The organism is Burkholderia sp. 9779_493 (assembly GCF_015712215.1).
In the GTDB taxonomy this organism is placed as follows: Bacteria; Pseudomonadota; Gammaproteobacteria; order Burkholderiales; family Burkholderiaceae; genus Burkholderia; species Burkholderia cenocepacia.
The window spans coordinates 1-21,255 of record NZ_JACCQA010000026.1 but is presented as its reverse complement, the minus strand read 5'-3'; the positions used below and the strand labels follow the sequence as shown (position 1 = coordinate 21,255).

The window sequence follows — 21,255 nt, the reverse complement described above, 5'->3', positions numbered from 1 at the left end:
ACGGCGGTTGCCGCCTAGACGTCAGCCGTGACCTCTTGCGTCGGTGCATGTCGACGGCGCACCACATTCGACGCCCGCCCCGCTGCAATTTCGTTCAAGACACCCCCCACCGCCGTACGCGACGATGCGGCGCATGAAGACACGACTGATCGGCTATCTCTATCTCGCCGCCGCGATGGCGGGCGTCGGCAGCACCGTCATCGCGAGCCGTCTCGCGGCCGGCGGCCTGCCGCCGTTCGCGGCCACCGCGCTGCGTTTCCTGATCGCGACGCCGCTGCTGTTCGCGCTGATGCGTGCGCAGCGCATGCGCTGGCCGCGCATTGCCGCACGCGACGCCGTGCTGCTCGTCATCCAGGCCGCGGCGGGCGGCGTCGGCTATACGGTGCTGCTGATCAGCGGCACGAAACTGTCGTCGCCGCTCGATGCCGGCGTGATGCTCGGCACGCTGCCGGCCATGTCGACGCTGATCGCGGCCGTCGTGCTGCGCGAGCGGCAGACGCCGCGCGACTGGCTGGCCGCCGCGCTCGCCACGGCCGGCGTGCTGTTCGTCACGTTCGCGCCGGGCCACGCGATGCCGTCGCTCCAGACGCTTGCCGGCGATTCGCTGGTGCTGGCGGCCGTCGCCTGCGAAGCGGTCTTCATCCTGCTCAACCGGCGGCTTGCCGCGCCGTTGCCGCCGCTGGCGCTTTCCACCGCGATGTCGGGCCTCGGCTTCGTGCTCGCACTCGTGCCGGCCGCGTTCGAATGGCGCGCGGTGGCGAGCGGCTGGACCGTCGGCGCCGTGTCGGCGATCGTCTACTACGCGTTGATTCCGACCGTGCTCGGCTACCTGTGCTGGTATGCGGGCTCGGCGCGCACGAGCGGCACCGAGGCCGCCCTGTTCACGGCGGTCGCGCCGGTTTCGGCCGTGCTGTTCGCGGTCGCGTTGTTCGGCGAAACGCTGACCGGCACGCGTGTCGCGGGCATCGCGCTCGTCGTCGCCGGCATGCTCGTCGGCGCGACGCGGCGGCGCGAGCCGCCCGTCGAATCACCCGCCACGCTCGCCGCGCGAACCGCCACCGATTGACTCGCGTTCCTTGGTCCCGCCGAAAACGATGGCGGCGTCTTCCCGTCGCACCGCCTTCCGGCCATGCAGCCAACGACTGTAGGAATGTGTCCGCGCCCCGCAAAACCGTTGCGCACGACTGCGCAAGATGCAATATTCGCGTGGCCGGACCCTTTGACAACCATCGAACAACAATCCGCCAGGCCAAGCAATGAACAGGAAGGAAGCCAAAACAAGAATCGCGGTGCTGCTGTCCGCGGGAACGAGGAAGGCCGACGCACTGGCCGAGCTGTCCGGACAGGGGCTCAAGGATCGCGTGCTCGCGCATCTGATCGCGTCGCGCCCGGACCCCGAACGCTGCCGCAAGAACAAGGTGCACATCCGGATCCTGATCGCGCTCGGCATCGCGCAGCTGGTCATCAGCCTGATGCTCGCGTACTACTTCTTCGCGTCCGGCGCCGGCGGCGTGCTGGTCACCGTGTTCCTCGCGTTGACCGTGCCGCTGTCGCTGCTGTTCATCTGGGGTTTTGCGACCCATCGTGTCGGCGCGTATCACGCGTTCATTCTGCTGTCGCTGCTGCAGGTACCGAAGACCGTCGCCGATCTCGGGCGCGATCCGTCGGCCGCGCTGCCGAGCCTTGCGATCACGGTCGTGCTGGTCGGCTACGTATGGTTCGTCCGCAACCGGGTGTTCCCCGACTACGGCTGGTTCACGCCGCGCAAGGTCGACGGCCGCTACGCATTCGTCGAGCGCGCCTGACGCCGCCGGCGTCGACTCGGGCGCAAAAAAAGGCGCCGGCCTCCCCGCAACCGCGGGAAGGCCGGCGCCTTCTGCATGCCGGAACCGGTCGGCTTACTTGGCCTTTTCAGCCGAATCGCTGATCGCCTGGCCGCCCTTCGAAATGTCCTGGCCCACGCCGGCGACCGTATTGCACCCGGCGAGCGCCGCCGTCACCACCAGCAGCATTGCAGCAATCGTACGCGTCATTCTCATTCTCCTTCGAATCAACATGCCCGATCGGGCGAATCGTGTGCGGCTGGCGCCCGGCACGCTGCCGGACACGGGGCCTGACCTGATTATACGGAGACGCACGCCGCGCGCCAGTACGGCCCCGCCGAGTGTCATGCGCGCCACACCCCGCTTGCACGCAGATTTTTCTTGACTTCATTGCGCCAGGAACTAATATACGCACCGCGTATATTTTCCGCCCAGGAGCCGCCGATGACCGTTCCCCAGCAAGCCTTCCTCCGCGACGCGATGCGCCGCCTCAACATGACCCGCGAGGCGTTCGCGAATCGCATCGGCGTCAGCCGGCGCGCGCTGGATACCTGGCTACTTCCCGACGATTCGCAGGAATCGCGAGGGATGCCCGAGATCGTCGAGCGCTTCGTGTCGGAGATCGTCGAGCGCTCGGCGCCGGATGGCGAGAACTATACGCAAAGCGTAGACAAACAAGGGCTCGCGAAGCAGTTCCTGTTCGAAGGCAAGCCGCAATTGATCTCGGTCGACCAGTTCTCGCGGGATTCGGTCGAGGCGCTGTTCCGCGTGGCCGACGTCATGCAGCCGATTGCGCGACGCCACAAGATTTCGCGCGTGCTCGAAGGCGCCGTGCTCGGCAACCTGTTCTTCGAGGCCAGCACGCGTACACGCGTGTCGTTCGGCGCGGCCTTCTGCCGGCTCGGCGGCTCGGTGTGCGACACGACGGGCTTCACGTTCTCGTCGATGGCCAAGGGCGAATCGATCTACGACACGAGCCGCGTGATGGCCGGCTACGTCGACGCGCTCGTGATCCGCCATCCCGAAAAAGGCTCGGTGGCCGAATTCGCGCGCGCGACCAACCTGCCGGTGATCAACGGCGGCGACGGCCCCGGCGAGCACCCGAGCCAGGCGCTGCTCGACCTCTATACGATCCAGCGCGAATTCTCGCGGCTCGGCAAGATCGTCGACGGCGCGCACATCGCGCTGGTCGGCGACCTGAAGTACGGCCGCACCGTGCACTCGCTCGTCAAGCTGCTCGCGCTGTACCGCGGGCTGAAGTTCACGCTCGTATCGCCGCCGACGCTCGAGATGCCGGCGTACATCGTCGACCAGATCGCGACGAACGGCCATGTGGTCGAGCAGACGACCGACCTCGCGGCCGGGCTGCGCGGCGCGGATGTCGTCTACGCGACGCGAATTCAGAAGGAGCGCTTCACCGACGAGTCGTTCGAAGGCTACACGCCGGATTTCCAGATCAATCAGGCGCTCGTCGACTCGGTATGCAAGCCGGACACACTGATCATGCACCCGCTGCCGCGCGACAGCCGGCCCGGCGCGAACGACCTGTCGGTCGACCTGAACCGCGACCCGCGTCTCGCGATCTTCCGGCAGACCGACAACGGCATTCCGGTGCGGATGGCGATCTTCGCGGTGCTGCTCGGTGTCGAGAATCTCGTCCAGCATTCGATGCGCGACGCGACGTGGCGTCCGCCGGCGTACCTCGGCCCGGAAGACGCGGTGTTTCACGGGATCGATTGACGCCACTGCGAAACGCTCGCGCCCTGCCGCCGTTGCGTCAGGGAACGAGCCTGATGGTTCGATTCAAAACGCGCCGCCACGCACGGCGCGTTTTGCATTTCGGCACGCCAAAAGAACCGGCGATCGCGAACCGGACGGCCCATGGATCGATGATGCGCAGCCCCAACGCCTGGAACGGCGCGACGTCGCGTGTGGCCACGATCGAGCCGTTTGCCTCGGCCGTCGCGGCGATGTAGCCATCGGCGACCGCGATCGCGTTGCCCGCGGCACGCGTCCGCGCGCAAAAGCTCGCGTACGCCCTGCTCGCCGCGTCGTCGAACGGCAGGATCCGACCGCGAAACAGCGACAGCACACGCTGCCCGATACTCTGCTGCAGCCAATCCCGCCTGCGCCCTTCCCGCAATGCAGCCACGCCGAACCGCAATTCCGCGAGACCGATCGCCGCGAGATACAGCGTCTCGACGTTCTGCGCATCGAGCCACTCGATCACCGCCGCGTTCGGCTCACGCCGCAGCGGTTCGGACATGACGTTCGTATCGACAAGGATCATTCAAAGCCCATCGGACCGGCTGGCGTCTCGTCGCGCGGCACGCCGATATCGACATCGCCCGCTTCCCGCCCGATTTCCGCGAGCAGCGTTCCGAGCTCGAGCCGCCCGCCCGGCAGAACGGCCTGCTCCAGGATGTCGCGCACCTCCGCTTCCGTACTGCGCCCGTGTCGGGCCGCACGGATCCGAAGCGCGCGGCGCGCTTCATCGGGCAAATTTCGAACGGTGATCACCGGCATGACACGCCCCTACTATCACTTTGCTGTCATGGCGAGCGTCGCGACACAACCAATCCAATCCGACCTGCCGGTCCGTCATATCCAGCCATTCGGCCATGCTTGCGCCTCCTGGGCCGCCTCGCGACCACCCCGTCACATTCGTCAACAATTCCCCCACAAACGCGAACAAGAACGCTTCTCATTTAACAGGAAATTACATAGAATGCCGCCTGAAAACAAATCGTAATAATTCCCGCCGGCATGCACATTTCCGCAGCGCACTGCCCCGGGGCCACACCGCGAGGTCGAAGCGCACCATGAAGTCCCGTCCCGACGAGCTGAAGCTCGGCAAGTTCACCACCCTCTGCAGCGTGCTCGCCGCCAGCCCCGCGTTCGCCGACGGCACGCCGCCCGCGGCGCCCGCCAGCACCGAAGGCCATCTCGCGCCGATCGAGATCCAGGGCAAGACCGAGCACAGCTACAAGGCCGACTTTTCCGCTTCCGCGAAATTCACCGCGCCGCTCGTCGACACGCCGAAATCCGTCACCGTGATCCCGCAGGAACTGATCCAGAGCAGCGGCGCGGCGACGCTGACCGAAGCGCTGCGCACCGTGCCCGGCATCACGTTCGGCGCCGGCGAAGGCGGCAACCCGCTCGGCGACCGTCCGTTCATCCGCGGCTACGACACGCAGGGCAGCATGTTCGTCGACGGCATGCGCGACACGGGCGCCACCACGCGCGAGATCTTCAACACCGAGCGCGTCGAGATCACCAAGGGTTCCGACGGCGCGTACGGCGGCCGCGGCGGCGCCGGCGGCAGCATCAACCTGATCACGAAGGCCCCGCATCTCGGCACGACGGCCGCCGCGAGCGCGGGCCTCGGCACCGACCGCTATCGCCGCTTCACCGCCGACGGCAACTGGCAGTTCGCCGATCACGCCGCGTTCCGCCTGAACCTGATGAGCCACAACAACGACGTCGCCGGCCGCGACGCCGTCAACAACGAGCGCTGGGGCGTCGCGCCGTCGATCGCGTTCGGCCTCGGCACGTCGACGCGCGTGACCGCGAGCTACTACCACCTGCAAACGGACGACATGCCCGACGGCGGCATCCCGTACTTCTACACGACGTCGAACAAACCCGCGAACGTCGACACGATCTATCCGGCGCCCGTCGATCGCCACAACTTCTACGGCCTGATCGACCGCGACTTCCGCAAGACCACGTCGGACATCAGCACGATCAAGATCGAGCACGACATCACGCCCAACCTCACGGTGCGCAACACCACGCGCTACACGGAATCGACGCAGGACTACATCTGGACGCAGCCGGACGACAGCCAGGGCAACGTGGTGAACGGCAAGGTCTGGCGCCGCAACAACAACCGCAACAGCTCGATCAACAGCCTCGCGAACCTGACCGAGCTGTTCGGCGAATTCCGCACGGGCCCGTTCAAGCACAGCTTCACGACCGGCATCGAACTGTCGCGCGAATGGGGCAAGCGCGATTCGTACACGGTCGCGACCGACAAGGGCACGATCTGCCAGAAAGGCATCGGCGCGCCGTCGGGCTACAACTGCACGAGCCTGTGGTCGCCGAACCCGAACGATCCGTGGGCCGGCTCGATCACGCGCAACAACGACTATGCGCATGCGCGCACCACGACGAAGTCGATCTACGGCTTCGACACGATCGAGATCACGCCGCGCTGGCAGGTCAACGCCGGCGTGCGCGTCGACGACTACTCGACCCGCTTCACCGATACCAAGGCGAATGGCGGCAAGACGTACACGCGCGACGACACGCTCTTCAACTGGCAGGCAGGCCTCGTGTTCAAGCCCGCGCAGAACGGCAGCATCTATGCGTCGTATGCGACGTCGTCGACGCCTGCCGGCATGCTGCTCGGCGAAGGCAGCGAAACGCAGTCGCTCACGCCGGGCCGCGGCGGCGTCGGCCCGAACGCCGATCAGCTTTCGCCGGAAAAGAACCGCAGCATCGAACTCGGCACGAAGTGGAACGTGCTGAACGACAAGCTGTCGCTGACGGCCGCGCTGTTCCAGATCGACACGACGAACGCACGCGTGACGCTGCCGAACAACCAGTACGCGATGGTCGGCAACAAACGCGTGCAGGGTCTCGAGCTCGGCCTCGCCGGCCAGATCACGAAGCAGTGGCAGGTGTTCGGCGGCTACACGTACATGAAGAGCGAACTGCGCGACAACGGCAAGGACACCGCGAACAACGGCAACCGCTTCCCGAATACGCCGAAGCACAGCCTCACGATGTGGTCGAACTACGACGTCACGCCGAAATTCACGGTCGGCGGCGGCGCGTTCTACATGTCGGAAGTGTTCGGCGATCCCGCGAACCTGCGCGCCGTACCGTCGTACTGGCGCTTCGACGCGATGGCGCAGTACCGGATCAACAAGAAGCTCGACCTGCAACTGAACGTGAACAACCTGTTCAACCGCACCTACTTCGATCAGGCGTATCCGGCGCACTATGCGTCGATCGCGCCGGGCCGTTCGGCGTTCGTCACGCTGAACGCGCGCTACTGATCGATGGAGGCCGTATCGCTGAAGGCGCTCGCGTCGGTATCGCCGCGCGAGTTCGCCGACATCCTGGCCGGGCCGCCGGAGCGCGCCGCCGCGTGGGTCGCGGCGGCGGCCGAGCACGGCATCGTCGATGCGCAGGCTGTCTACGGGCAATACCTGCTCGACGGGCACGGCGTCGCACGCGATCCGGCCGCCGCGTTCAACTGGTTCCGGCACGCGGCGCGAGCCGGCCACCCGATGGCGATGAACATGCTCGGACGCTGCTACGAGTTCGGCTGGGGCACGGCCGCCTGCGCGCCGGTCGCCGTGTACTGGTACCGGCTGGCCGCGCAGGCGGGCCTCGACTGGGGCATGTACAACTACGCGACCGCACTCGCTCTCGGCAACGGCGTCGACGAGAACCGCACCGACGCGCTCGACTGGTTCCGCCGCGCGGCCGCGCTCGGCCATGCGAAATCGATCAACCTGATCGGCGGTTTCTACGAGGACGGATGGGTCGTCGCGGTCGACACCGACGCCGCGTTCGACCACTATCGCCGCGCGGCCGTCGCCGGCGACTTCCGCGGCCAGTTCAACTATGCGCGGCTGCTCGCCGAACGCGGGCGCGTCGACGAGGCGCTCGTCTGGCTCGCGCGGGTGCCGGCCACCGCGACCCCCGCGTTCATCGCGAAAATGCGCGCGTATCTCGTGTCGTCGCCGCTCGATGCTTTTCGTTCGGCGGCCATGCAACTCGCGCCGCACGCAATGGAATCCGCATCATGATGCTTCACATCCCCGGCGTACTGACCCAAGCGCAAGTCGCGCAATGCCGCGAACTGCTCGATGCCGCCGAATGGGTCGACGGCAACGCAACGTCCGGCGCGCAGTCGGCGCTCGCGAAACGCAACCGGCAATTGCCGGAAGGCTCGCCGGTCGCACGCACCGTTGGCGACGCGATCCAGGATGCGCTCGCGCGCCATCCGCTGTTCTTTTCGGCGGCGCTGCCGCTCAAGGTGTTTCCGCCGCTGTTCAATCGTTATGAAGGCGGCGAAACGTTCGGCACGCACGTCGACAACGCGATCCGGCTGCTGCGCGGCACGGATTTCCGCGTGCGCAGCGATCTGTCGGCGACGCTGTTCCTCGAGGAACCCGATGCGTACGACGGCGGCGAGCTGTGCGTCGAGGACACGTATGGCGTGCATCGCGCGAAGCTGCCGGCAGGCGACCTCGTGCTGTATCCGGCGTCGAGCCTGCATCATGTGACGCCGGTCACGCGCGGCGAGCGCGTGGCGTCGTTCTTCTGGATTCAGAGCATGGTGCGCGACGACGGCGATCGCACGCTGCTGTTTCAGCTCGATACGCAGATTCAAGCGCTTTCCGCGGAAAAAGGGGCGAAGGATCCGATGGTCATTTCGCTCACCGGGATTTATCACAACCTGTTGAGGAAGTGGGCGGATGCGTAGCGTGAGTCGGTCATGCCGCGTCGAAAGACGGGTCCAAAACGACCTCGTCAAATGACCCTGCTCATATCATGATGCCGCACGCTCCCGTATCGAAATCCGAATTCAAGGCGCGCACTCGAATACTTCCGGCTCGTCGAAGTGTCGGGCGAGGGATTGATCGTCACCGACCACGGCAAACCGACGTTCGAGATTCGGCCGTATCGCTCGCGCGAAGCTCAGCCGTTGGACATATTGCGCGGTTCGGTCATGCGCTACGACAATCCTCTCGATCCGATTGCGAAAGAGGATTGGGAGACGTCGCGGTGATCGTGCTGGATACGCATGCATCGGTGTGGTGGGCAGTACGCGACTCGGCGCTCAGCTGACACCCGCGACGAAAAAATCCGCGCGTACGCGCACATCATGACGCTCTGGCAAGCGTCGCCGGCCCCGCCGCTCGAACCGAGGCGCATCTTCCACCAGACTCTGGCATATCGGCGATTCGTCTGACCAAAACGACCGCAGCCGCCGAACTCGACATCGGCTGCATACTCGATGCCACCGACCACCAATCATCCGGCGCCTGCTACACACATAACCCGTTCATCAGCCGCCCGGCCGCACGAAACCGCCAGTTCCTGATCGACGCACTGACCCGCGCCGGCCTCACGCATTACCCGTCCGAATGGTGGCATTGGTCATACGGCGACCGCTATTGGGCCGTCATGCAGAACGAATCGCACGCAATTTGCGGTCCCGTCGACGAAAGCCTGCTCGACGAAACGTCGCGATGACGGTTTTCCCGATCCGACACGCGTGACTCGGTAACATCCTCACTTGCCGATCCCCGCGGGCTCCCGCACAATCGCAGCACCTGTCTCCCTCCCCCCGCGCCGATGTCCTATGCGTCACTCGCCACCGGCGTCCTGCTCGCCGGCGGCCTTGGTCAACGCTTCGACCCGAGCGGCCTGCACAGCAAGCTGCTCGCCCGGCTTCCCGACGGCACGCCGGTGGCGGTCGCCGCCGCGCGCCGTCTCGCGGCCGCCACCGCCGACGTGATCGCCGTCGTGCGTCCCGGCGCCGAAAAGCTTGCGATTCTGCTGAATGAAGCCGGCTGTCAGGTCGTCTATGCCCCCGATGCGTTGCGCGGGATGGGCGCAAGCCTCGCGGCCGGCGTCCGCACCACGCCCGATTCGAACGGCTGGCTCGTCGCGCTCGGCGACATGCCGTGGATCGCCGCTTCCACCTACGAAACCGTCACCCGCGCGCTCGAAGCCGACAACGCGTCGATCGTCGCGCCCGCGCATCGCGGCGTGCGCGGCCATCCGGTCGGCTTCGCCGCGCACCATTTCGATGCGCTCGCCGCCCTCGACGGCGACACGGGCGCCCGTGCGCTGTTCGCCAGCGTGCCGGTGACCCTGCTCGATGTCGACGATCCCGGCATCCTGCGCGACGTCGATACGCCGGCGGATTTGCGCTGACTTCGATGGTGCGGTTCTGCACGATCCCGCACGAACACCGTCAATGGACGAATTTCGCCGACGATCGTCCACCGGTCGCAAGAATCGCGCTGCAAACACGCGCCCGATTGGCTATAACGGAGACGAGGCGCATCCGCCGCGCCACCGCCGTCACGCACCGCGCGAGTTCTCCATGAGCGATCACACGACCCCGACGCCCGAGCCACCGGCCGACCCGAACCGCGATCCGGAAGACGATCCGTTCGCGTCGCCGCCCGGTCATCACGACAATCCGCAGCAACCGGACGGGCCGCCGAGCAAGGACCCGGTCTAGCCGCGCGCCGGCCGCGCCGCGACTTCCGTGACGCGATCTAGCGCGCCGTATACCCGCCGTCGATCGGCAACGACACGCCGCTGATCATCGACGCCGCATCGCTCAGCAGAAACAGGATCGGTTCGACGACCTCCTCCGGCTCCGCGAACCGGCCGAGCGGAATCGCGGCCAGCATCGGCGCGCGCTTTTCCGGTTCGCTCCACGCGAACTGCGCCATCGGCGTGAGCGTGACGGTGGGGTTCACGCTGTTCACACGAATGCCGTGCGGCCCGAGTTCGATGCACAGCACGCGCGTGATCGCGTCCATCGCCGCCTTCGACGCGCAATAGCTCAGATGCGCGGGCAGCCCGACGAGCGCGGCCTGGCTCGACACGTTGACGATGCTGCCCCGTGCGTGCGCCGCGCCGCGTCCGTCGCGCTCGATCATCCTGCGCGCCACGGCCCGCGCGACGAGCGCCGCGCCGCGCGCATTGACGGCCATCACACGATCGAACTGCGCGGCGCCGACCTCGAGCGCCGGTTCGAGCGACGCGATCCCCGCGCAATTGACGAGGCCGTCGAACGCCTCGTACGCGGCGAGTGCGGCATCGATCGATTGCTCGTCACCGCCGACGTCCAGGCGCAACGTATCGCACGCAATCTCGCCGGCGAGCGTGTCGAGCGCGGCCATGTCGCGCCCCGCCGCGACGACGCGCGCGCCCGCTTGCGCCAGCGCGACCGCGCAGGCGCGGCCGATTCCGCTCGACGCGCCCGTGACGAGCACCGTTGCCCCGGTGAAATCGAATCGTGTGTTCATGATGAGGTGCCCAGCCTGTGCATGATCGGCTTGAGTGCCGGATACAACGCCGTATAGAGCGAAAAACGCGCGTCGTACGTGTTCGCACGCTCGGCATCGGGCCGTGCGCGCTCGACGAGCGTGACCCAGCCGCCCTGCGCGTCATCGTCCGACACGAGCCCTGCGCCGACGCCCGCAAGCAGCGCGGCGCCCATCGCGGCTTCGACGTCCTGCTCGATCGTCCACACCGGAAAACCCGTCACGTCCGCGATGATCTGCATCCACAGCGCCGAATGCGCGGCGCCGCCGACGACGATCAACCGATCGTCCAGCGCCGCCGCGCCCCGGCGGCCGGCCTCGATGTTGTGACGCAACGCGAACGCGACGCCTTCGAGCACCGCTCGATAGAGATGCGCACGCGTGTGCGCGAGACTCAGCCCGACGAACGCGCCGCTCGCCTTCGCATCCCACACCGGGCTGCGCTCGCCCATCAGATACGGCAGGAACAGCACGCCGTCGGCGCCGGCCGGCACACGCCCGGCCGCCTCCTCGAGCAGCACGTGCGGATCGCCGTGCGGCAGCAGGCGCGCCGCGTCGGTTTCCGCGTGGCAGAACTGGTCGCGAAACCACGCGACGGATGCGCCGGCCGCGATCGCACCGCCGAACACGTACAGGTCGCGCTGCCCGTTGAACACGTGCGGCATGCTGACGAGGCCGTGCCGCGCATCGACGTGCCGGTTCACGTAACCCCAGCACATGCTGGTGCCGATCATCGCGACGTGCTGCCCGGTGCGCGTCGCGCCGGCGGCGAAGGTCGCCACCGCCGCATCGACGCCGCCCGCGACGACCGGCGTGCCGGCCGGCAGCCCGAGTTGCGCGGTCCATTGCGACAGCAGGCCGCCGACGACGTCCGTCGAATCGACCAGCCGCTCGGGCATCATCGTCGCCGGAATGCCGAGCATGTCGAGCGCGTCGTCGGACCACTCGCGGCGCGCGACGTCGTACACGCCGCCGATATTGCCGGCCGAACTGTGATCGACCGCGACTTCACCGGTCAGCAGGTAGATCACATACGCGTTCGGCGGCAGGAAATAGCGCACGTTCGCCCACACGTCCGGCCGCTGGTCGCGCAGCCACAGCATCTTGGTGAAGCCGTAGTAGCTGTCGACGCCGTTGCCGGTGATCACGCGCAGCCGCTCGACGTTCACGTGTTCGTCTACCCAGTCGACTTGCGCGGTCGCGCGCCGGTCCATCCAGATCAGGCACGGATGCAGCGGCCGCATGTCGCTGTCGACCGGGATGCCCGAGCCGCCGTACAGGCTGCTCACGCACACCGCCCGGATCGCGTCGGCCGGCACGCCCTGCGCGCGCGCGTCGCTCACGCAGCCGCCGATGCAGTCGAGCACCGCGTCGAACCACACCTGCGGCCACTGCTCGGCCCACAGCGGGCGCGGCGTATCGGGCTGGTAGCCGGCCGAGCGCCGCGCGACGATCGCGCCGTGCCGGTCGACCAGCAGCGCCTTGGTGCTCTGCGTGCCGATGTCGACGCCTATGACGTATTCCATGATCTCTCCGGTGAGGCGCACGCCGGCCGTCAGCGGGCCGGCTTCAGCAGCACCTTGATCGATTCGGGCGATTTCGCGACGCGGATCGCGTCGTCCCAGTCCTCGAGCGCGAAACCGTGCGTGACGATGCCTTTCGACGTGACGAGCCCGCGCGCGAGCAGGTCGATCGCGACCGGATAGCAGTATGGCCCGAGGTGCGCGCCGCGTACGTCGAGCTCCTTGCGGTCGCCGATGATCGACCAGTCGACGGTCGCATCCTCGCCGAACACGCTGAACTCGACGAAGCGGCCGAGCTTGCGGATCAGGTCGAGCCCCTGGTTCACGCCGACCGGCGCGCCGGTCGTCTCGATGTATACGTCGCAGCCATAGCCGTCGGTGAGCGCGCGGACGATCTCGCGCGCGTCGTCGCGCTTCGGGTTGATCGTCACGTCGGCGCCATACTGCCGCGCGAGCTCGAGCCGTTCGTCGATCAGGTCGATCACGACGAGCTTCTTCGGCGTCTTCAGGTGCGCGACCTGCGTCATCATCAGCCCGAGCGGGCCCGCGCCCGCGATCACGACGACGTCGTCGAGCTGCACGTCGCCGCGGTTCACCGTATGGATCGCGCACGACAGCGGCTCGATGATCGCCGCATCCTCGAGCGATACGCCGAGCGGAATCCTGTGGACGATCGCGGTCGGCGGAATGCGCATGTACTCGGCCATCCCGCCGTCGGCCACCTCGCGCTGAAAGCCGAAGATGTTGTGCACTTCGCACATCCAGTACTGGCCCGACTTGCAGTAGCGGCACTTGCCGCACGGCACGATCTGCTCGGCGATCACGCGGTCGCCCAGCGCGACGCCGAAATGCTCGGCCGCGCCGTCGCCGAGCGCTTCGACGTAGCCGAAGAATTCATGGCCGGGAATCACCGGCGCCTTCACCCACGGGCTGGGGCCGCCCCAGAACATCTTGGCGCCGGTGTAGCACTTGCAGTCGCTCGCGCAGATCCCGCACGCGGCGATGCGGATCACGAGCTCGTTCGCGCCGGGATTCGGCTTCGCGACCTGTTCGACGCGATAGTCCTCGGGGCCGTGGCAGACGACCGCGGTCATGCGCGGCTGGGCTTCGGGTGTCGTCATGAGTTGTCTCTTTCCTGAGTGATTCGGATAACCGATGATTTTTTCATTACCGCGACCGTTCGCGGCTGATGTAGATCGCGAGCAGGATGATTCCGCCCTTGATCACGTTCTGCACATACGGGTTCACGCCGATCATGTTGAGCCCGTTGTTGAGCACGCCGAGCAGCAGCGCGCCGACCAGCGTGCCGAGGATCGCGCCGCGCCCGCCGGAGATCGACGTGCCGCCCATCACGACCGCCGCGATCGCGTCGAGCTCGAAGCCCACCCCCGCGTTCGGCTGCCCGCTCATCAGGCGCCCGGTCAGCACGATCGCGGCGAGCGCCGACGTGACGCCGGCCAGCGTGTAGACGATCAGTTTCACGCGCGCGACCCGCACGCCGGTGAGCCGCGTCGCCTGCTCGTTGCCGCCGATCGCATACACGTAGCGGCCGAACGGCATCCGGTCGAGCAGCAGCCACGCGATCGCATAGACCACCAGCATGATCAGCACCGGCGCCTGGATGCCGAGCACCTTGCCGCTGCCGAAGAACGCGACCCAGTCGGGCAGCCCGTCGATCGGATAGCCGCCCGTGTAGATCAGCGCGAGGCCGCGCGCGATGCCCATCGTCGCGAGCGTGACGATGATCGGCGGCATTCCCGCGAACGCGACGAACACGCCGTTCAGGAAGCCGAAGCCGAGGCCGACCGCGATGCCGATCGCCAGCGCGGCGACCGCGTTGACGCCCGCGACCATCAGCCCGGCCGCGAGCGTGCCCGACAGCGCCATCACCGAGCCGACCGACAGGTCGATCCCGCCCGTCAGGATCACGCAGGTCATGCCGACCGCGATGATCGCGTTGATCGACACCTGGCGCAGCACGTTCTCGAGGTTCGCGGCGGACAGGAAGCTCGGGCTCGCGATCATCATCGCGATGCACACGACGACGAGGCCGACGAGCGGATAGAACAGCGTCGAGCGGCGCAGCTGCGCCCACATCGCGCGCGGCGGCGGCGCGTCGCCGTTTCCGGCGGTGGCCGCGAGCGTCGTGGAAGGCGTGGAAGAAGAATCAGGCAGGTTCATGGGTCGCTCCTCGCGTGCCGGCCGTGGCATAGGTCATGACCGTGTCGGGATCGATCTCGTCGCCGGCGAGCGTCGCCTCGATGCGGCCCTGCCGGAACACGGCGACGCGATCGCACATGCCGACGATTTCCGGCAACTCGGACGAGATCATGATGATGGCGTAGCCGCGCGCGGTGAGTTCGCGCATCAGCCCGTAGATTTCGGCTTTCGCGCCGACGTCGATGCCGCGCGTCGGCTCGTCGAAGATCAGCACCGACGTGTGATGGTTCAGCCAGCGCGCGATCACGACCTTCTGCTGGTTGCCGCCGGACAGCGTCGCGACCTCGGTGTGGATCGACGGCGCCTTCACGCCGACGCGCCGCATCACGTCGTGCGTGGTGCGCGCCTCGCCGCGCCGGTCGATCAGCCAGCGCATCGACCGGTACTTGCCGAGGTTGTTCAGCGAGATGTTGTCGCGAATCGAGAACGACGTGACGAGCCCTTCCGTCTTGCGGCTTTCCGGCAGGATGCCGATGCCCGCGCGCAGCGCGTCGGCCGGATCGGCGAGCTTCGCCGCCGTGCCGCGCACGCGCAACTCCTTGCGATGCGCACGCGTCGCGCCGATCACCGCGAGCGCGGTTTCCGTGCGGCCCGAGCCGACCAGGCCGGCAAAGCCGAGGATCTCGCCGGCCCGCAGCGCGAAGCGGTTCACCGGGCCGTCGCGCTCGATCTGCAGCGCGTCGACCTCGAGCACGGCCGGCGCGTCGGCCGCAAGCGCCGGCTTCGGCGGAAAGCTGCTTTCGATCCGGCGACCGACCATCATCCGCACCAGTTGCTCGACGTCGGTGCGCGCGACCTCGGTCGTCGCGACGTACTGGCCGTCACGCAGCACCGTGATGCGGTCGCACACCGCGAAGATCTCGTCGAGGTGATGCGAGATGAAGATCATCGCGACGCCCTGCCGCTTCAGCTCGCGCATGATCGCGAACAGGTGTTCGGCCTCGGCCGGCGTCAGCGTGGCGGTCGGTTCGTCGAGGATCAGGATGCGCGCGTCGAGCGACAGCGCCTTGCCGATCTCGACGAACTGCTGCTGCGCGACCGACAGCGTGCGGATCGGCGCGTCGAGATCGATCGCCACGCCCAGGCGCGCGAAGATGGCCGCGGCCGCCGCGCGCATCCGCTTGCGGTCGCGCGCCCCCCAGCGGTTGCGCAGCTCGCGGCCGAGGAACAGGTTGTCGACGGCATCGAGATGCGGAATCAGGCTGAATTCCTGGAATACGATGCCGACGCCGGCCGCGACCGCGTCGTGATAGTCCGCGAAATGGCGCGCGGCGCCGTCGATCTCGATCGTGCCGGCATCCGGCTGGTGGATGCCGCACAGGATCTTCATCAGCGTCGACTTGCCCGCGCCGTTCTCGCCGAGCAGCGCATGGATCTCGCCGCGCGCGATCTCCAGATCGATGTCGGACAGCGCCTTCACGCCAGGAAAGCTTTTCGTGATGTGGCTGAGCCTGAGTATCGTGTCCATCGGCTTCTCCGTGCGAAGGGCGTCGGCCGCGCCGCCGCCCTTCGCGTCGCGTCGCACGTCGTTCACCAGCTGAAACCCTTCGCGTTGCCGCGATCGACGACCTTCACGTCGACGGGAATCACCTTCGGCACCGTCGCGCCCCACTTGCGCGCAATCGCGATGCCGAGCGCGATGCGCACCTGGTCGGCCGGAAACTGCGCGGTCGTCTCGATGAACTTCGAGTTCGGCTTCTGGATCGCGGCGATCGCCTCGGGCGCGCCGTCGACGCTCGTCAGCTTGATGTCCTTGCCGGAGCCGTCGATCGCGGCGAGCGCGCCCATCGAGCCGCCGTCGTTCACGCTGAAGAGGCCCTTCAGGTTCGGATGCGCGGAGATCATGTTCTCGGTGACCGACAGCGCGGTCGCACGCTCCTGCTTGCCGTTCTGCGTGTCGACGAGCTTCACGTTCGGAAATTTCGCGAGCCCGGCCTTGCAGCCGCGCACGCGCTCGAGAATCGGCACGACCGGAATGCCGTCGAGGATCGCGACCTCGCCGCTGCCGCCGATCGCCTTCGCGAGGTATTCGCACGACATCACGCCCGCGTCGTAATTCTTCGAGCCGACGAACGAATCGACCGGGCCGTTCGCGTTCGCATCGACCGCCACGACGACCGCGCCGGCCTTCTTCGCCTGCGTGATCGCCGACTGGATGCCGGTCGAATCGGTCGGGTTCACGAGCAGGATGTCGATCTTCTTCTGCAGCATGTCCTCGACGTCGCTCACCTGCTTGCTGACGTCGTGATGCGCGTCGGTGACGACGACCTGCGCGCCGATCGATGCGGCCGCGTCGTTCAGCGCCTTCTGCATCGTCACGAAATACGGGTTGTTCAGTTCCTGGAACGTCATGCCGATCCGCAGCGGCGCGGCATGCGCGGCGGCGGGCAACAGGGCCGCGACGGCGAGCGCGGCAACGGCCGCCAGGCGGGCGGCGCGACGGGGGGATGAAGCGGGCGATGCGTGCGTCATGACGGTGTCTCCTGAATTGTGTGCAGCTTTTTCGTGGGTGAATGCGCCCCTCGCGACGTGAACGGCGCGATCGGCGGGGTGAAACGGTTAGGAAAACTCAGGCGGGCAACGGCCCGGCGATCATCCGGGCTGCGGCACGAGCTCCGGGGCGCCGGGCGTCAGCACGCGCGGCGGCAGCGGATTGCCGGTCGGCGCCGCATGCAGCGCCAGCTCGCGGCTGCGCGCGTTCAGGCGCTGCAGCGCGCGGAATTCGGACGGCGCCATCCCCTTCACCGCGCGGAACTGGCGGTTGAAGTTCGACACGTTGTTGAAGCCGGCCTGGAAGCAGATATCGGTGATGCTCGCGTCGTCGGCGAGCAGCATCTGGCACGCGGATTCGATCCGCAGACGATTCACGTACTGGACGAACGGCATGCCGGTGTGGCGATGGAACGCGCGCGAGAACGCGCTGACGCTCTGCCCGGTCAGTTGCGCGAGATCGGATTCGCGCAGCTCGGACGCGAGGTTCTTGCCGATATACGACAGCGCATGACTGAGCCGCGTCGGCGTGACGTCGGCCTGGTCGTACGCGGGGCTCGCGAGCAACGTGCGTTCGGCCGCGCCGCACAGCCGTTCGAGGATCGTCATGAACAGCGCGATGCGGCGCATCCCGCGCGCGGTCAGCAACGCATCGAACAGCGGGGCGATCGCGGCGCTCGTCGCCGCGTCGAAGCCGACCCCGCGCCGCGCATCGTCGAGCAGCGCCTGCGCGTCGCGGCATTCGGGGAACGCGTCCATGCAGCGGCGCACGAACGACGGATCGAACTGGATCACGAGATTGCGGCGCTCGACGGTTTCGCCTTCGGCCATGTCGCTGACCCAGTTGTGCGGCAGGTTCGGACCGAGCAGCACGAGATGGCCGGGGCCGAACGAACCGATGTGATCGCCGACGAAATACTTGCCGTGCGTCGCGACGATCAGGTGCAGCTCGAATTCGGGATGGAAATGCCAGCGGATCGTGCGATACGGATAGCCATGCGACCAGACCTTGAACGACTCGTCGCGTCGCACTTCGACCACTTCGAGATCGGGGTGCATCATGTTGGCGTCTCCATTCCCATGGTTCGCTGGCCGGCCTGTTCGGCGGTGCGCGCATCGCCGCGTGTCTCGCGCGGCGATGCGACCGGTCGCATGGGAAGCAATGTAGGTCGATCGAGCGCGCGGCTCCACCAACTTTACGCCTGATTTCCGATACTTTTTTGCGCAATCCGGCCATAAACGGTGCCGGACGGCAAATTTGTTGCAGCGCGGAACGGCGCGGACGGCCGCCCGCGCCGGCTTACGCCGCCGCGTGCTCGCGCGCCGTGCGCACCTCGTACGTCTTCAGGTGGTTGTACGCGATCCGCAGCGGCGACAGCGTATCGGCCGCCTGCGGGTCGCGCCGCGCGAGCAGGTCGCCGATCACGTGATCGGCTTCGACGCGCGCATGGTTCTCGACGTCGCGCAGCATCGACGCGGTCAGCGGCGACGGCGTCAGCACCATCCGCTGCATCCGCTCGCTGGCCGCCGGGTCGGGCCGGTGGCCGTTGTATTCGGCGATCGCGCTGCATTCCGCGAGCATCGTCTCGAGCAGGCGGCGGCCGTCCGGCGCGGCGAGAATGTCGCCGATCGACCCGCGAAACAGCGACGTGCTCGCGGCGAGCGTCGCGAGGAACACCCACTTCTCCCACATCCGCGCGGCGATGTCGTCGCTGAGCGTGGCATCGAAGCCCGCGCCGCCGAGCACGTCGGCCACCGCGCGTACGCGCGGCGATTCGCCGCCGGCCAGCTCGCCGAACGACACGCCGTGCGTGTCGTTCAGGTGCACGATGCGCTGCTCGCGATCGAGCGTCGCCGCGATCACGCACAACCCGCCGAGCACCTGCGTGGCGCCGAAGCGCTCGCGCAGCACGTCGAGGTGGCGCATCCCGTTGAGCATCGGCAGGATCAGCGTCTGCGGCCCGACGAACGGCGCGAACGACGCAATCGCGTCGTCGAGGCTGTACGCCTTGCAGCTCAGCAGCACGAGGTCGAACGGCGCGACGTCGGCGCCCGCGTCGCCCGCGCGCACGGTCTGCACGTTCGCGAGCGTCAGGTCGCCGCGCGGGCTGCGGATCAGCAAGCCATCGCGGGCGAGCGCCGCGGCGCGGCCGTCGCGCACCAGGAACGTCACGTCGCGCCCCGCCGCGGCCAGCCGGCCGCCGAAGTATCCGCCGACCGCGCCGGCCCCTACCACCAGAATCCGCATCGTTGCCTCCCTTCGGTTTGGTTCGGCGTCGCGCCGCCGCCCGTGCGGGCGCGGCGCGCACGCCATCGCCCGACAGTATAGCGGCCGCTGTTATGCATATGCATAGATGCCCGCGCTTGCGTCCCGGGCATGCGGAAATGGCCGCCTCTAAGGGATTTCCCGTCTACGGCGACACGCATGGCGCGCCGTCAAGAGACTTATCCCGTCACGCCGACCCGGCGAGCTTCCACGACTGACCGACCTCCTACCATGCGCACTCTCTCCCTGAATCAGAAACTCGCCTCGATGATCGTCATCCTGTGGCTCGGCCTGCTCGTGATCGCCGGGCTGGGCGCATGGCAGACCCGTACCTCGATGATCGCGGATCGCCGCGATCAGCTCGCGTCGCTGGTCGCGCAGGCCGCGAGCGTGACCGATCACTACTACAAGCTGTCGCAGCAGAACGCGCTGCCGGAAGCCGAAGCGAAGCAGAAGGCGCTCGAGGCGATCGCCGCGATGCGCTACGGTGCAGACGGCTATATCTCGATCAACGATTCGAAGCCGGTGATCGTGATGCATCCGATCAAGTCCGATCTCAACGGCAAGGACGTGTCGAATTTCACCGATCCGAACGGCCGGCACCTGTTCGTCGAGATCGTGAAGGCCGGCAACGCGGAAGGCGGCAAGGGTTTCGTCGAATATCTGTGGCCGAAGCCGGGCGCGGACAAGCCGCAGGACAAGACCAGCGCCGTGCAACGCTTCGCGCCGTGGGACTGGTATCTCGTGACCGGCATGTACATGAACGACGTGCGCTCGGCGGTGCTCGCGAGCGTCGGCCGCTGGCTGGCGATGACGGCCGTGCTCGGTGCAATCGCGACCGCCGTGATGGTGCTGGTGCTGAAAAGCGTGCGCGCGAACCTCGGCGGCGAGCTCGAAGTGGCGCTCGACGCCGCGCAGCGCATCGCGCAGGGCGACCTGACCGCGCGCGTGACGGTGAAGCACGACGATCGCGGCAGCCTGCTGCATGCGCTGCATACGATGCAGGGCGGGCTGATCGACATGGTGTCGCGCGTCCGGATGGGCACCGAGAACATCAACGTCGGCGCGAGCGAGATCGCCTCCGGCAACACGGACCTGTCGCAGCGCACCGAGGAACAGGCGGCCGCGCTCGTGCAGACCGCATCGAGCATGGATGAAATGACCGCGAACGTGAAGCAGAACGCGGACAGCGCCGCGCAGGCCGCGTCGCTCGCCGGCCAGGCCGCGCAGGTCGCGACGCGCGGCAGCGCGGTGGTCGACGACGTCGTGCGCACGATGAACGAGATCACCGACCGCTCGCACAAGATCGGCGACATCATCGGCGTGATCGACGGGATCGCGTTCCAGACCAACATCCTCGCGCTGAACGCGGCCGTCGAAGCGGCGCGCGCGGGCGAACAGGGCCGCGGCTTCGCGGTGGTCGCGGCCGAAGTGCGCTCGCTCGCGCAACGCTCGGCGACGGCGGCCAAGGAGATCAAGTCGCTGATCGTATCGTCGAACGAGACGGTCCAGCACGGCGCGACGCTCGTCACGCATGCAGGCGAGACGATGGCCGAGATCGTGCAGTCGGTGCGGCGCGTGAACGAAATCCTCGACGAAATCAGCCACGCGTCCCGCGAGCAAAGCGCCGGGATCGAGCAGGTCAACCGCGCGGTGGGCGAAATGGACCAGGTCACGCAGCAGAACGCCGCGCTCGTCGAACAGGCCGCGGCGGCCGCGCATTCGCTGCGCGATCAGGCCGAGGCGCTGCGCGACGCGGTGACGCGGTTCGCGTTGCCGGCCTGACGGCGTCCCGCCCGGCCCCTCACGCCGCGCTGCCCGCCCGCCGCGCGGCCTCCCCG

Annotated in this window: 20 protein-coding genes and 2 pseudogenes; 11 read left to right on the top strand and 11 right to left on the bottom strand. The window is 67.6% G+C overall.

Translation table 11 applies throughout. The features are described 5' to 3' along the window. Positions 1-133 precede the first annotated feature (133 nt). The gene (locus H0X95_RS24490) at positions 134-1,066 is read left to right on the top strand and encodes a DMT family transporter (protein ID WP_034202133.1); all 933 of its coding nucleotides are present in this window, start codon (positions 134-136) and stop codon (positions 1,064-1,066) included. Between the two features lie 190 nt (positions 1,067-1,256). Beyond that, positions 1,257-1,805, top strand: coding sequence for a hypothetical protein (locus H0X95_RS24485; protein ID WP_006485834.1), 549 nt, complete (start codon positions 1,257-1,259; stop codon positions 1,803-1,805). 93 nt (positions 1,806-1,898) lie between these two features. Here H0X95_RS24485 and H0X95_RS24480 read toward each other — a convergent pair whose 3' ends face one another. Further along, entirely contained in the window at positions 1,899-2,033 is a 135-nt protein-coding gene (locus H0X95_RS24480; protein WP_006485835.1) for an entericidin A/B family lipoprotein, read from the bottom strand. A 234-nt stretch (positions 2,034-2,267) separates the two neighbouring features. Between H0X95_RS24480 and H0X95_RS24475 the strand changes: the two genes are divergently transcribed. Next, the gene (locus H0X95_RS24475; protein ID WP_006485851.1) at positions 2,268-3,563 is read left to right on the top strand and encodes an aspartate carbamoyltransferase; all 1,296 of its coding nucleotides are present in this window, start codon (positions 2,268-2,270) and stop codon (positions 3,561-3,563) included. A gap of 136 nt (positions 3,564-3,699) precedes the next feature. On the opposite strand, the pseudogene H0X95_RS24470 reads toward H0X95_RS24475, so the two are convergent. Together H0X95_RS24470 and H0X95_RS24465 are read right to left on the bottom strand one after the other, a co-directional pair. Further along, positions 3,700-4,113 (bottom strand): annotated as a pseudogene (locus H0X95_RS24470) (type II toxin-antitoxin system VapC family toxin); the annotation flags it as partial. Beyond that, positions 4,110-4,349: a FitA-like ribbon-helix-helix domain-containing protein gene (locus tag H0X95_RS24465; RefSeq protein ID WP_059722025.1), complete on the bottom strand. Its 240-nt coding sequence runs from the start codon at positions 4,347-4,349 to the stop codon at positions 4,110-4,112. The pseudogene H0X95_RS24470 and the gene H0X95_RS24465, both read right to left, overlap by 4 nt. A gap of 296 nt (positions 4,350-4,645) precedes the next feature. On the opposite strand from H0X95_RS24465, the gene H0X95_RS24460 reads away from it, so the two are divergent. The 7 genes and pseudogenes from H0X95_RS24460 (at position 4,646) to H0X95_RS24430 (ending at position 10,101) form a co-directional block, all read left to right on the top strand. Then, positions 4,646-6,889 (top strand): TonB-dependent receptor, encoded by a 2,244-nt coding sequence (locus H0X95_RS24460; protein ID WP_058903292.1) that lies wholly within the window; start codon positions 4,646-4,648, stop codon positions 6,887-6,889. A 3-nt stretch (positions 6,890-6,892) separates the two neighbouring features. Then, positions 6,893-7,648, top strand: a complete 756-nt coding sequence (locus H0X95_RS24455; RefSeq protein WP_006485843.1) for a tetratricopeptide repeat protein — start codon at positions 6,893-6,895, stop codon at positions 7,646-7,648. Further along, on the top strand, positions 7,645-8,328 hold the full coding sequence (locus tag H0X95_RS24450) for a Fe2+-dependent dioxygenase (protein WP_058903293.1): 684 nt from the start codon (positions 7,645-7,647) through the stop codon (positions 8,326-8,328). The genes H0X95_RS24455 and H0X95_RS24450 overlap by 4 nt, the downstream gene beginning before the upstream one ends. A 68-nt stretch (positions 8,329-8,396) precedes the next feature. Next, positions 8,397-8,634 (top strand): annotated as a pseudogene (locus tag H0X95_RS24445) (type II toxin-antitoxin system Phd/YefM family antitoxin). Between the two features lie 104 nt (positions 8,635-8,738). Beyond that, on the top strand, positions 8,739-9,101 hold the full coding sequence (locus H0X95_RS24440; protein ID WP_310495847.1) for a M15 family metallopeptidase: 363 nt from the start codon (positions 8,739-8,741) through the stop codon (positions 9,099-9,101). Between the two features lie 102 nt (positions 9,102-9,203). After that, positions 9,204-9,788 (top strand): nucleotidyltransferase family protein, encoded by a 585-nt coding sequence (locus H0X95_RS24435; RefSeq protein ID WP_006485855.1) that lies wholly within the window; start codon positions 9,204-9,206, stop codon positions 9,786-9,788. 172 nt (positions 9,789-9,960) lie between these two features. Further along, on the top strand, positions 9,961-10,101 hold the full coding sequence (locus tag H0X95_RS24430) for a hypothetical protein (RefSeq protein ID WP_162838543.1): 141 nt from the start codon (positions 9,961-9,963) through the stop codon (positions 10,099-10,101). 37 nt (positions 10,102-10,138) lie between these two features. Here the strand turns inward: H0X95_RS24430 and H0X95_RS24425 are convergent, their stop codons facing one another. The 8 genes from H0X95_RS24425 to panE all read right to left on the bottom strand — a co-directional run bounded on the left by H0X95_RS24425 (position 10,139) and on the right by panE (position 19,396). After that, complete coding sequence (locus tag H0X95_RS24425; protein ID WP_059722024.1) at positions 10,139-10,897, bottom strand: SDR family oxidoreductase; 759 nt, start codon at positions 10,895-10,897, stop codon at positions 10,139-10,141. Beyond that, positions 10,894-12,441 carry an FGGY-family carbohydrate kinase gene (locus H0X95_RS24420; protein WP_059722075.1) on the bottom strand — a complete coding sequence of 516 codons (1,548 nt, stop codon included), beginning with the start codon at positions 12,439-12,441 and terminating at the stop codon, positions 10,894-10,896. The genes H0X95_RS24425 and H0X95_RS24420 overlap by 4 nt, the downstream gene beginning before the upstream one ends. Positions 12,442-12,470: 29 nt before the next feature. Beyond that, entirely contained in the window at positions 12,471-13,559 is a 1,089-nt protein-coding gene (locus H0X95_RS24415; protein WP_006496169.1) for an erythritol/L-threitol dehydrogenase, read from the bottom strand. Between the two features lie 46 nt (positions 13,560-13,605). Then, the gene (locus tag H0X95_RS24410) at positions 13,606-14,619 is read right to left on the bottom strand and encodes an ABC transporter permease (protein WP_058903298.1); all 1,014 of its coding nucleotides are present in this window, start codon (positions 14,617-14,619) and stop codon (positions 13,606-13,608) included. Beyond that, a complete protein-coding gene (locus tag H0X95_RS24405) occupies positions 14,606-16,270 on the bottom strand; it encodes a sugar ABC transporter ATP-binding protein (RefSeq protein WP_374762763.1) in 1,665 nt (554 codons plus the stop codon). Before H0X95_RS24405 ends, H0X95_RS24410 begins: the two co-directional genes overlap by 14 nt. Then, the gene (locus H0X95_RS24400; RefSeq protein ID WP_059722022.1) at positions 16,189-17,130 is read right to left on the bottom strand and encodes a substrate-binding domain-containing protein; all 942 of its coding nucleotides are present in this window, start codon (positions 17,128-17,130) and stop codon (positions 16,189-16,191) included. The genes H0X95_RS24405 and H0X95_RS24400 overlap by 82 nt, the downstream gene beginning before the upstream one ends. A 120-nt stretch (positions 17,131-17,250) precedes the next feature. Then, positions 17,251-18,210, bottom strand: a complete 960-nt coding sequence (locus H0X95_RS24395) for an AraC family transcriptional regulator (RefSeq protein WP_006485849.1) — start codon at positions 18,208-18,210, stop codon at positions 17,251-17,253. A gap of 238 nt (positions 18,211-18,448) precedes the next feature. Continuing rightward, positions 18,449-19,396, bottom strand: a complete 948-nt coding sequence (gene panE / locus H0X95_RS24390; protein WP_059722020.1) for a 2-dehydropantoate 2-reductase — start codon at positions 19,394-19,396, stop codon at positions 18,449-18,451. A gap of 249 nt (positions 19,397-19,645) precedes the next feature. Here panE and H0X95_RS24385 point away from each other — a divergent pair, with 249 nt between their 5' ends. Continuing rightward, on the top strand, positions 19,646-21,199 hold the full coding sequence (locus H0X95_RS24385; RefSeq protein ID WP_034202125.1) for a methyl-accepting chemotaxis protein: 1,554 nt from the start codon (positions 19,646-19,648) through the stop codon (positions 21,197-21,199). Positions 21,200-21,255: the final 56 nt, after the last annotated feature.

Excerpts from the sequence above, each read along its gene's own strand:
- H0X95_RS24490 (WP_034202133.1), top strand. The coding sequence starts at position 134 with ATGAAGACACGACTGATCGGCTATCTCTATCTCGCCGCCGCGATGGCG.
- H0X95_RS24485 (WP_006485834.1), top strand. The coding sequence starts at position 1,257 with ATGAACAGGAAGGAAGCCAAAACAAGAATCGCGGTGCTGCTGTCCGCG.
- H0X95_RS24480 (WP_006485835.1), bottom strand. The coding sequence starts at position 2,033 with ATGACGCGTACGATTGCTGCAATGCTGCTGGTGGTGACGGCGGCGCTC.
- H0X95_RS24475 (WP_006485851.1), top strand. The coding sequence starts at position 2,268 with ATGACCGTTCCCCAGCAAGCCTTCCTCCGCGACGCGATGCGCCGCCTC.
- H0X95_RS24465 (WP_059722025.1), bottom strand. The coding sequence starts at position 4,349 with ATGCCGGTGATCACCGTTCGAAATTTGCCCGATGAAGCGCGCCGCGCG.
- H0X95_RS24460 (WP_058903292.1), top strand. The coding sequence starts at position 4,646 with ATGAAGTCCCGTCCCGACGAGCTGAAGCTCGGCAAGTTCACCACCCTC.
- H0X95_RS24455 (WP_006485843.1), top strand. The coding sequence starts at position 6,893 with ATGGAGGCCGTATCGCTGAAGGCGCTCGCGTCGGTATCGCCGCGCGAG.
- H0X95_RS24450 (WP_058903293.1), top strand. The coding sequence starts at position 7,645 with ATGATGCTTCACATCCCCGGCGTACTGACCCAAGCGCAAGTCGCGCAA.
- H0X95_RS24435 (WP_006485855.1), top strand. The coding sequence starts at position 9,204 with ATGTCCTATGCGTCACTCGCCACCGGCGTCCTGCTCGCCGGCGGCCTT.
- H0X95_RS24430 (WP_162838543.1), top strand. The coding sequence starts at position 9,961 with ATGAGCGATCACACGACCCCGACGCCCGAGCCACCGGCCGACCCGAAC.
- H0X95_RS24425 (WP_059722024.1), bottom strand. The coding sequence starts at position 10,897 with ATGAACACACGATTCGATTTCACCGGGGCAACGGTGCTCGTCACGGGC.
- H0X95_RS24420 (WP_059722075.1), bottom strand. The coding sequence starts at position 12,441 with ATGGAATACGTCATAGGCGTCGACATCGGCACGCAGAGCACCAAGGCG.
- H0X95_RS24415 (WP_006496169.1), bottom strand. The coding sequence starts at position 13,559 with ATGACGACACCCGAAGCCCAGCCGCGCATGACCGCGGTCGTCTGCCAC.
- H0X95_RS24410 (WP_058903298.1), bottom strand. The coding sequence starts at position 14,619 with ATGAACCTGCCTGATTCTTCTTCCACGCCTTCCACGACGCTCGCGGCC.
- H0X95_RS24400 (WP_059722022.1), bottom strand. The coding sequence starts at position 17,130 with ATGACGCACGCATCGCCCGCTTCATCCCCCCGTCGCGCCGCCCGCCTG.
- H0X95_RS24395 (WP_006485849.1), bottom strand. The coding sequence starts at position 18,210 with ATGATGCACCCCGATCTCGAAGTGGTCGAAGTGCGACGCGACGAGTCG.
- panE (WP_059722020.1), bottom strand. The coding sequence starts at position 19,396 with ATGCGGATTCTGGTGGTAGGGGCCGGCGCGGTCGGCGGATACTTCGGC.
- H0X95_RS24385 (WP_034202125.1), top strand. The coding sequence starts at position 19,646 with ATGCGCACTCTCTCCCTGAATCAGAAACTCGCCTCGATGATCGTCATC.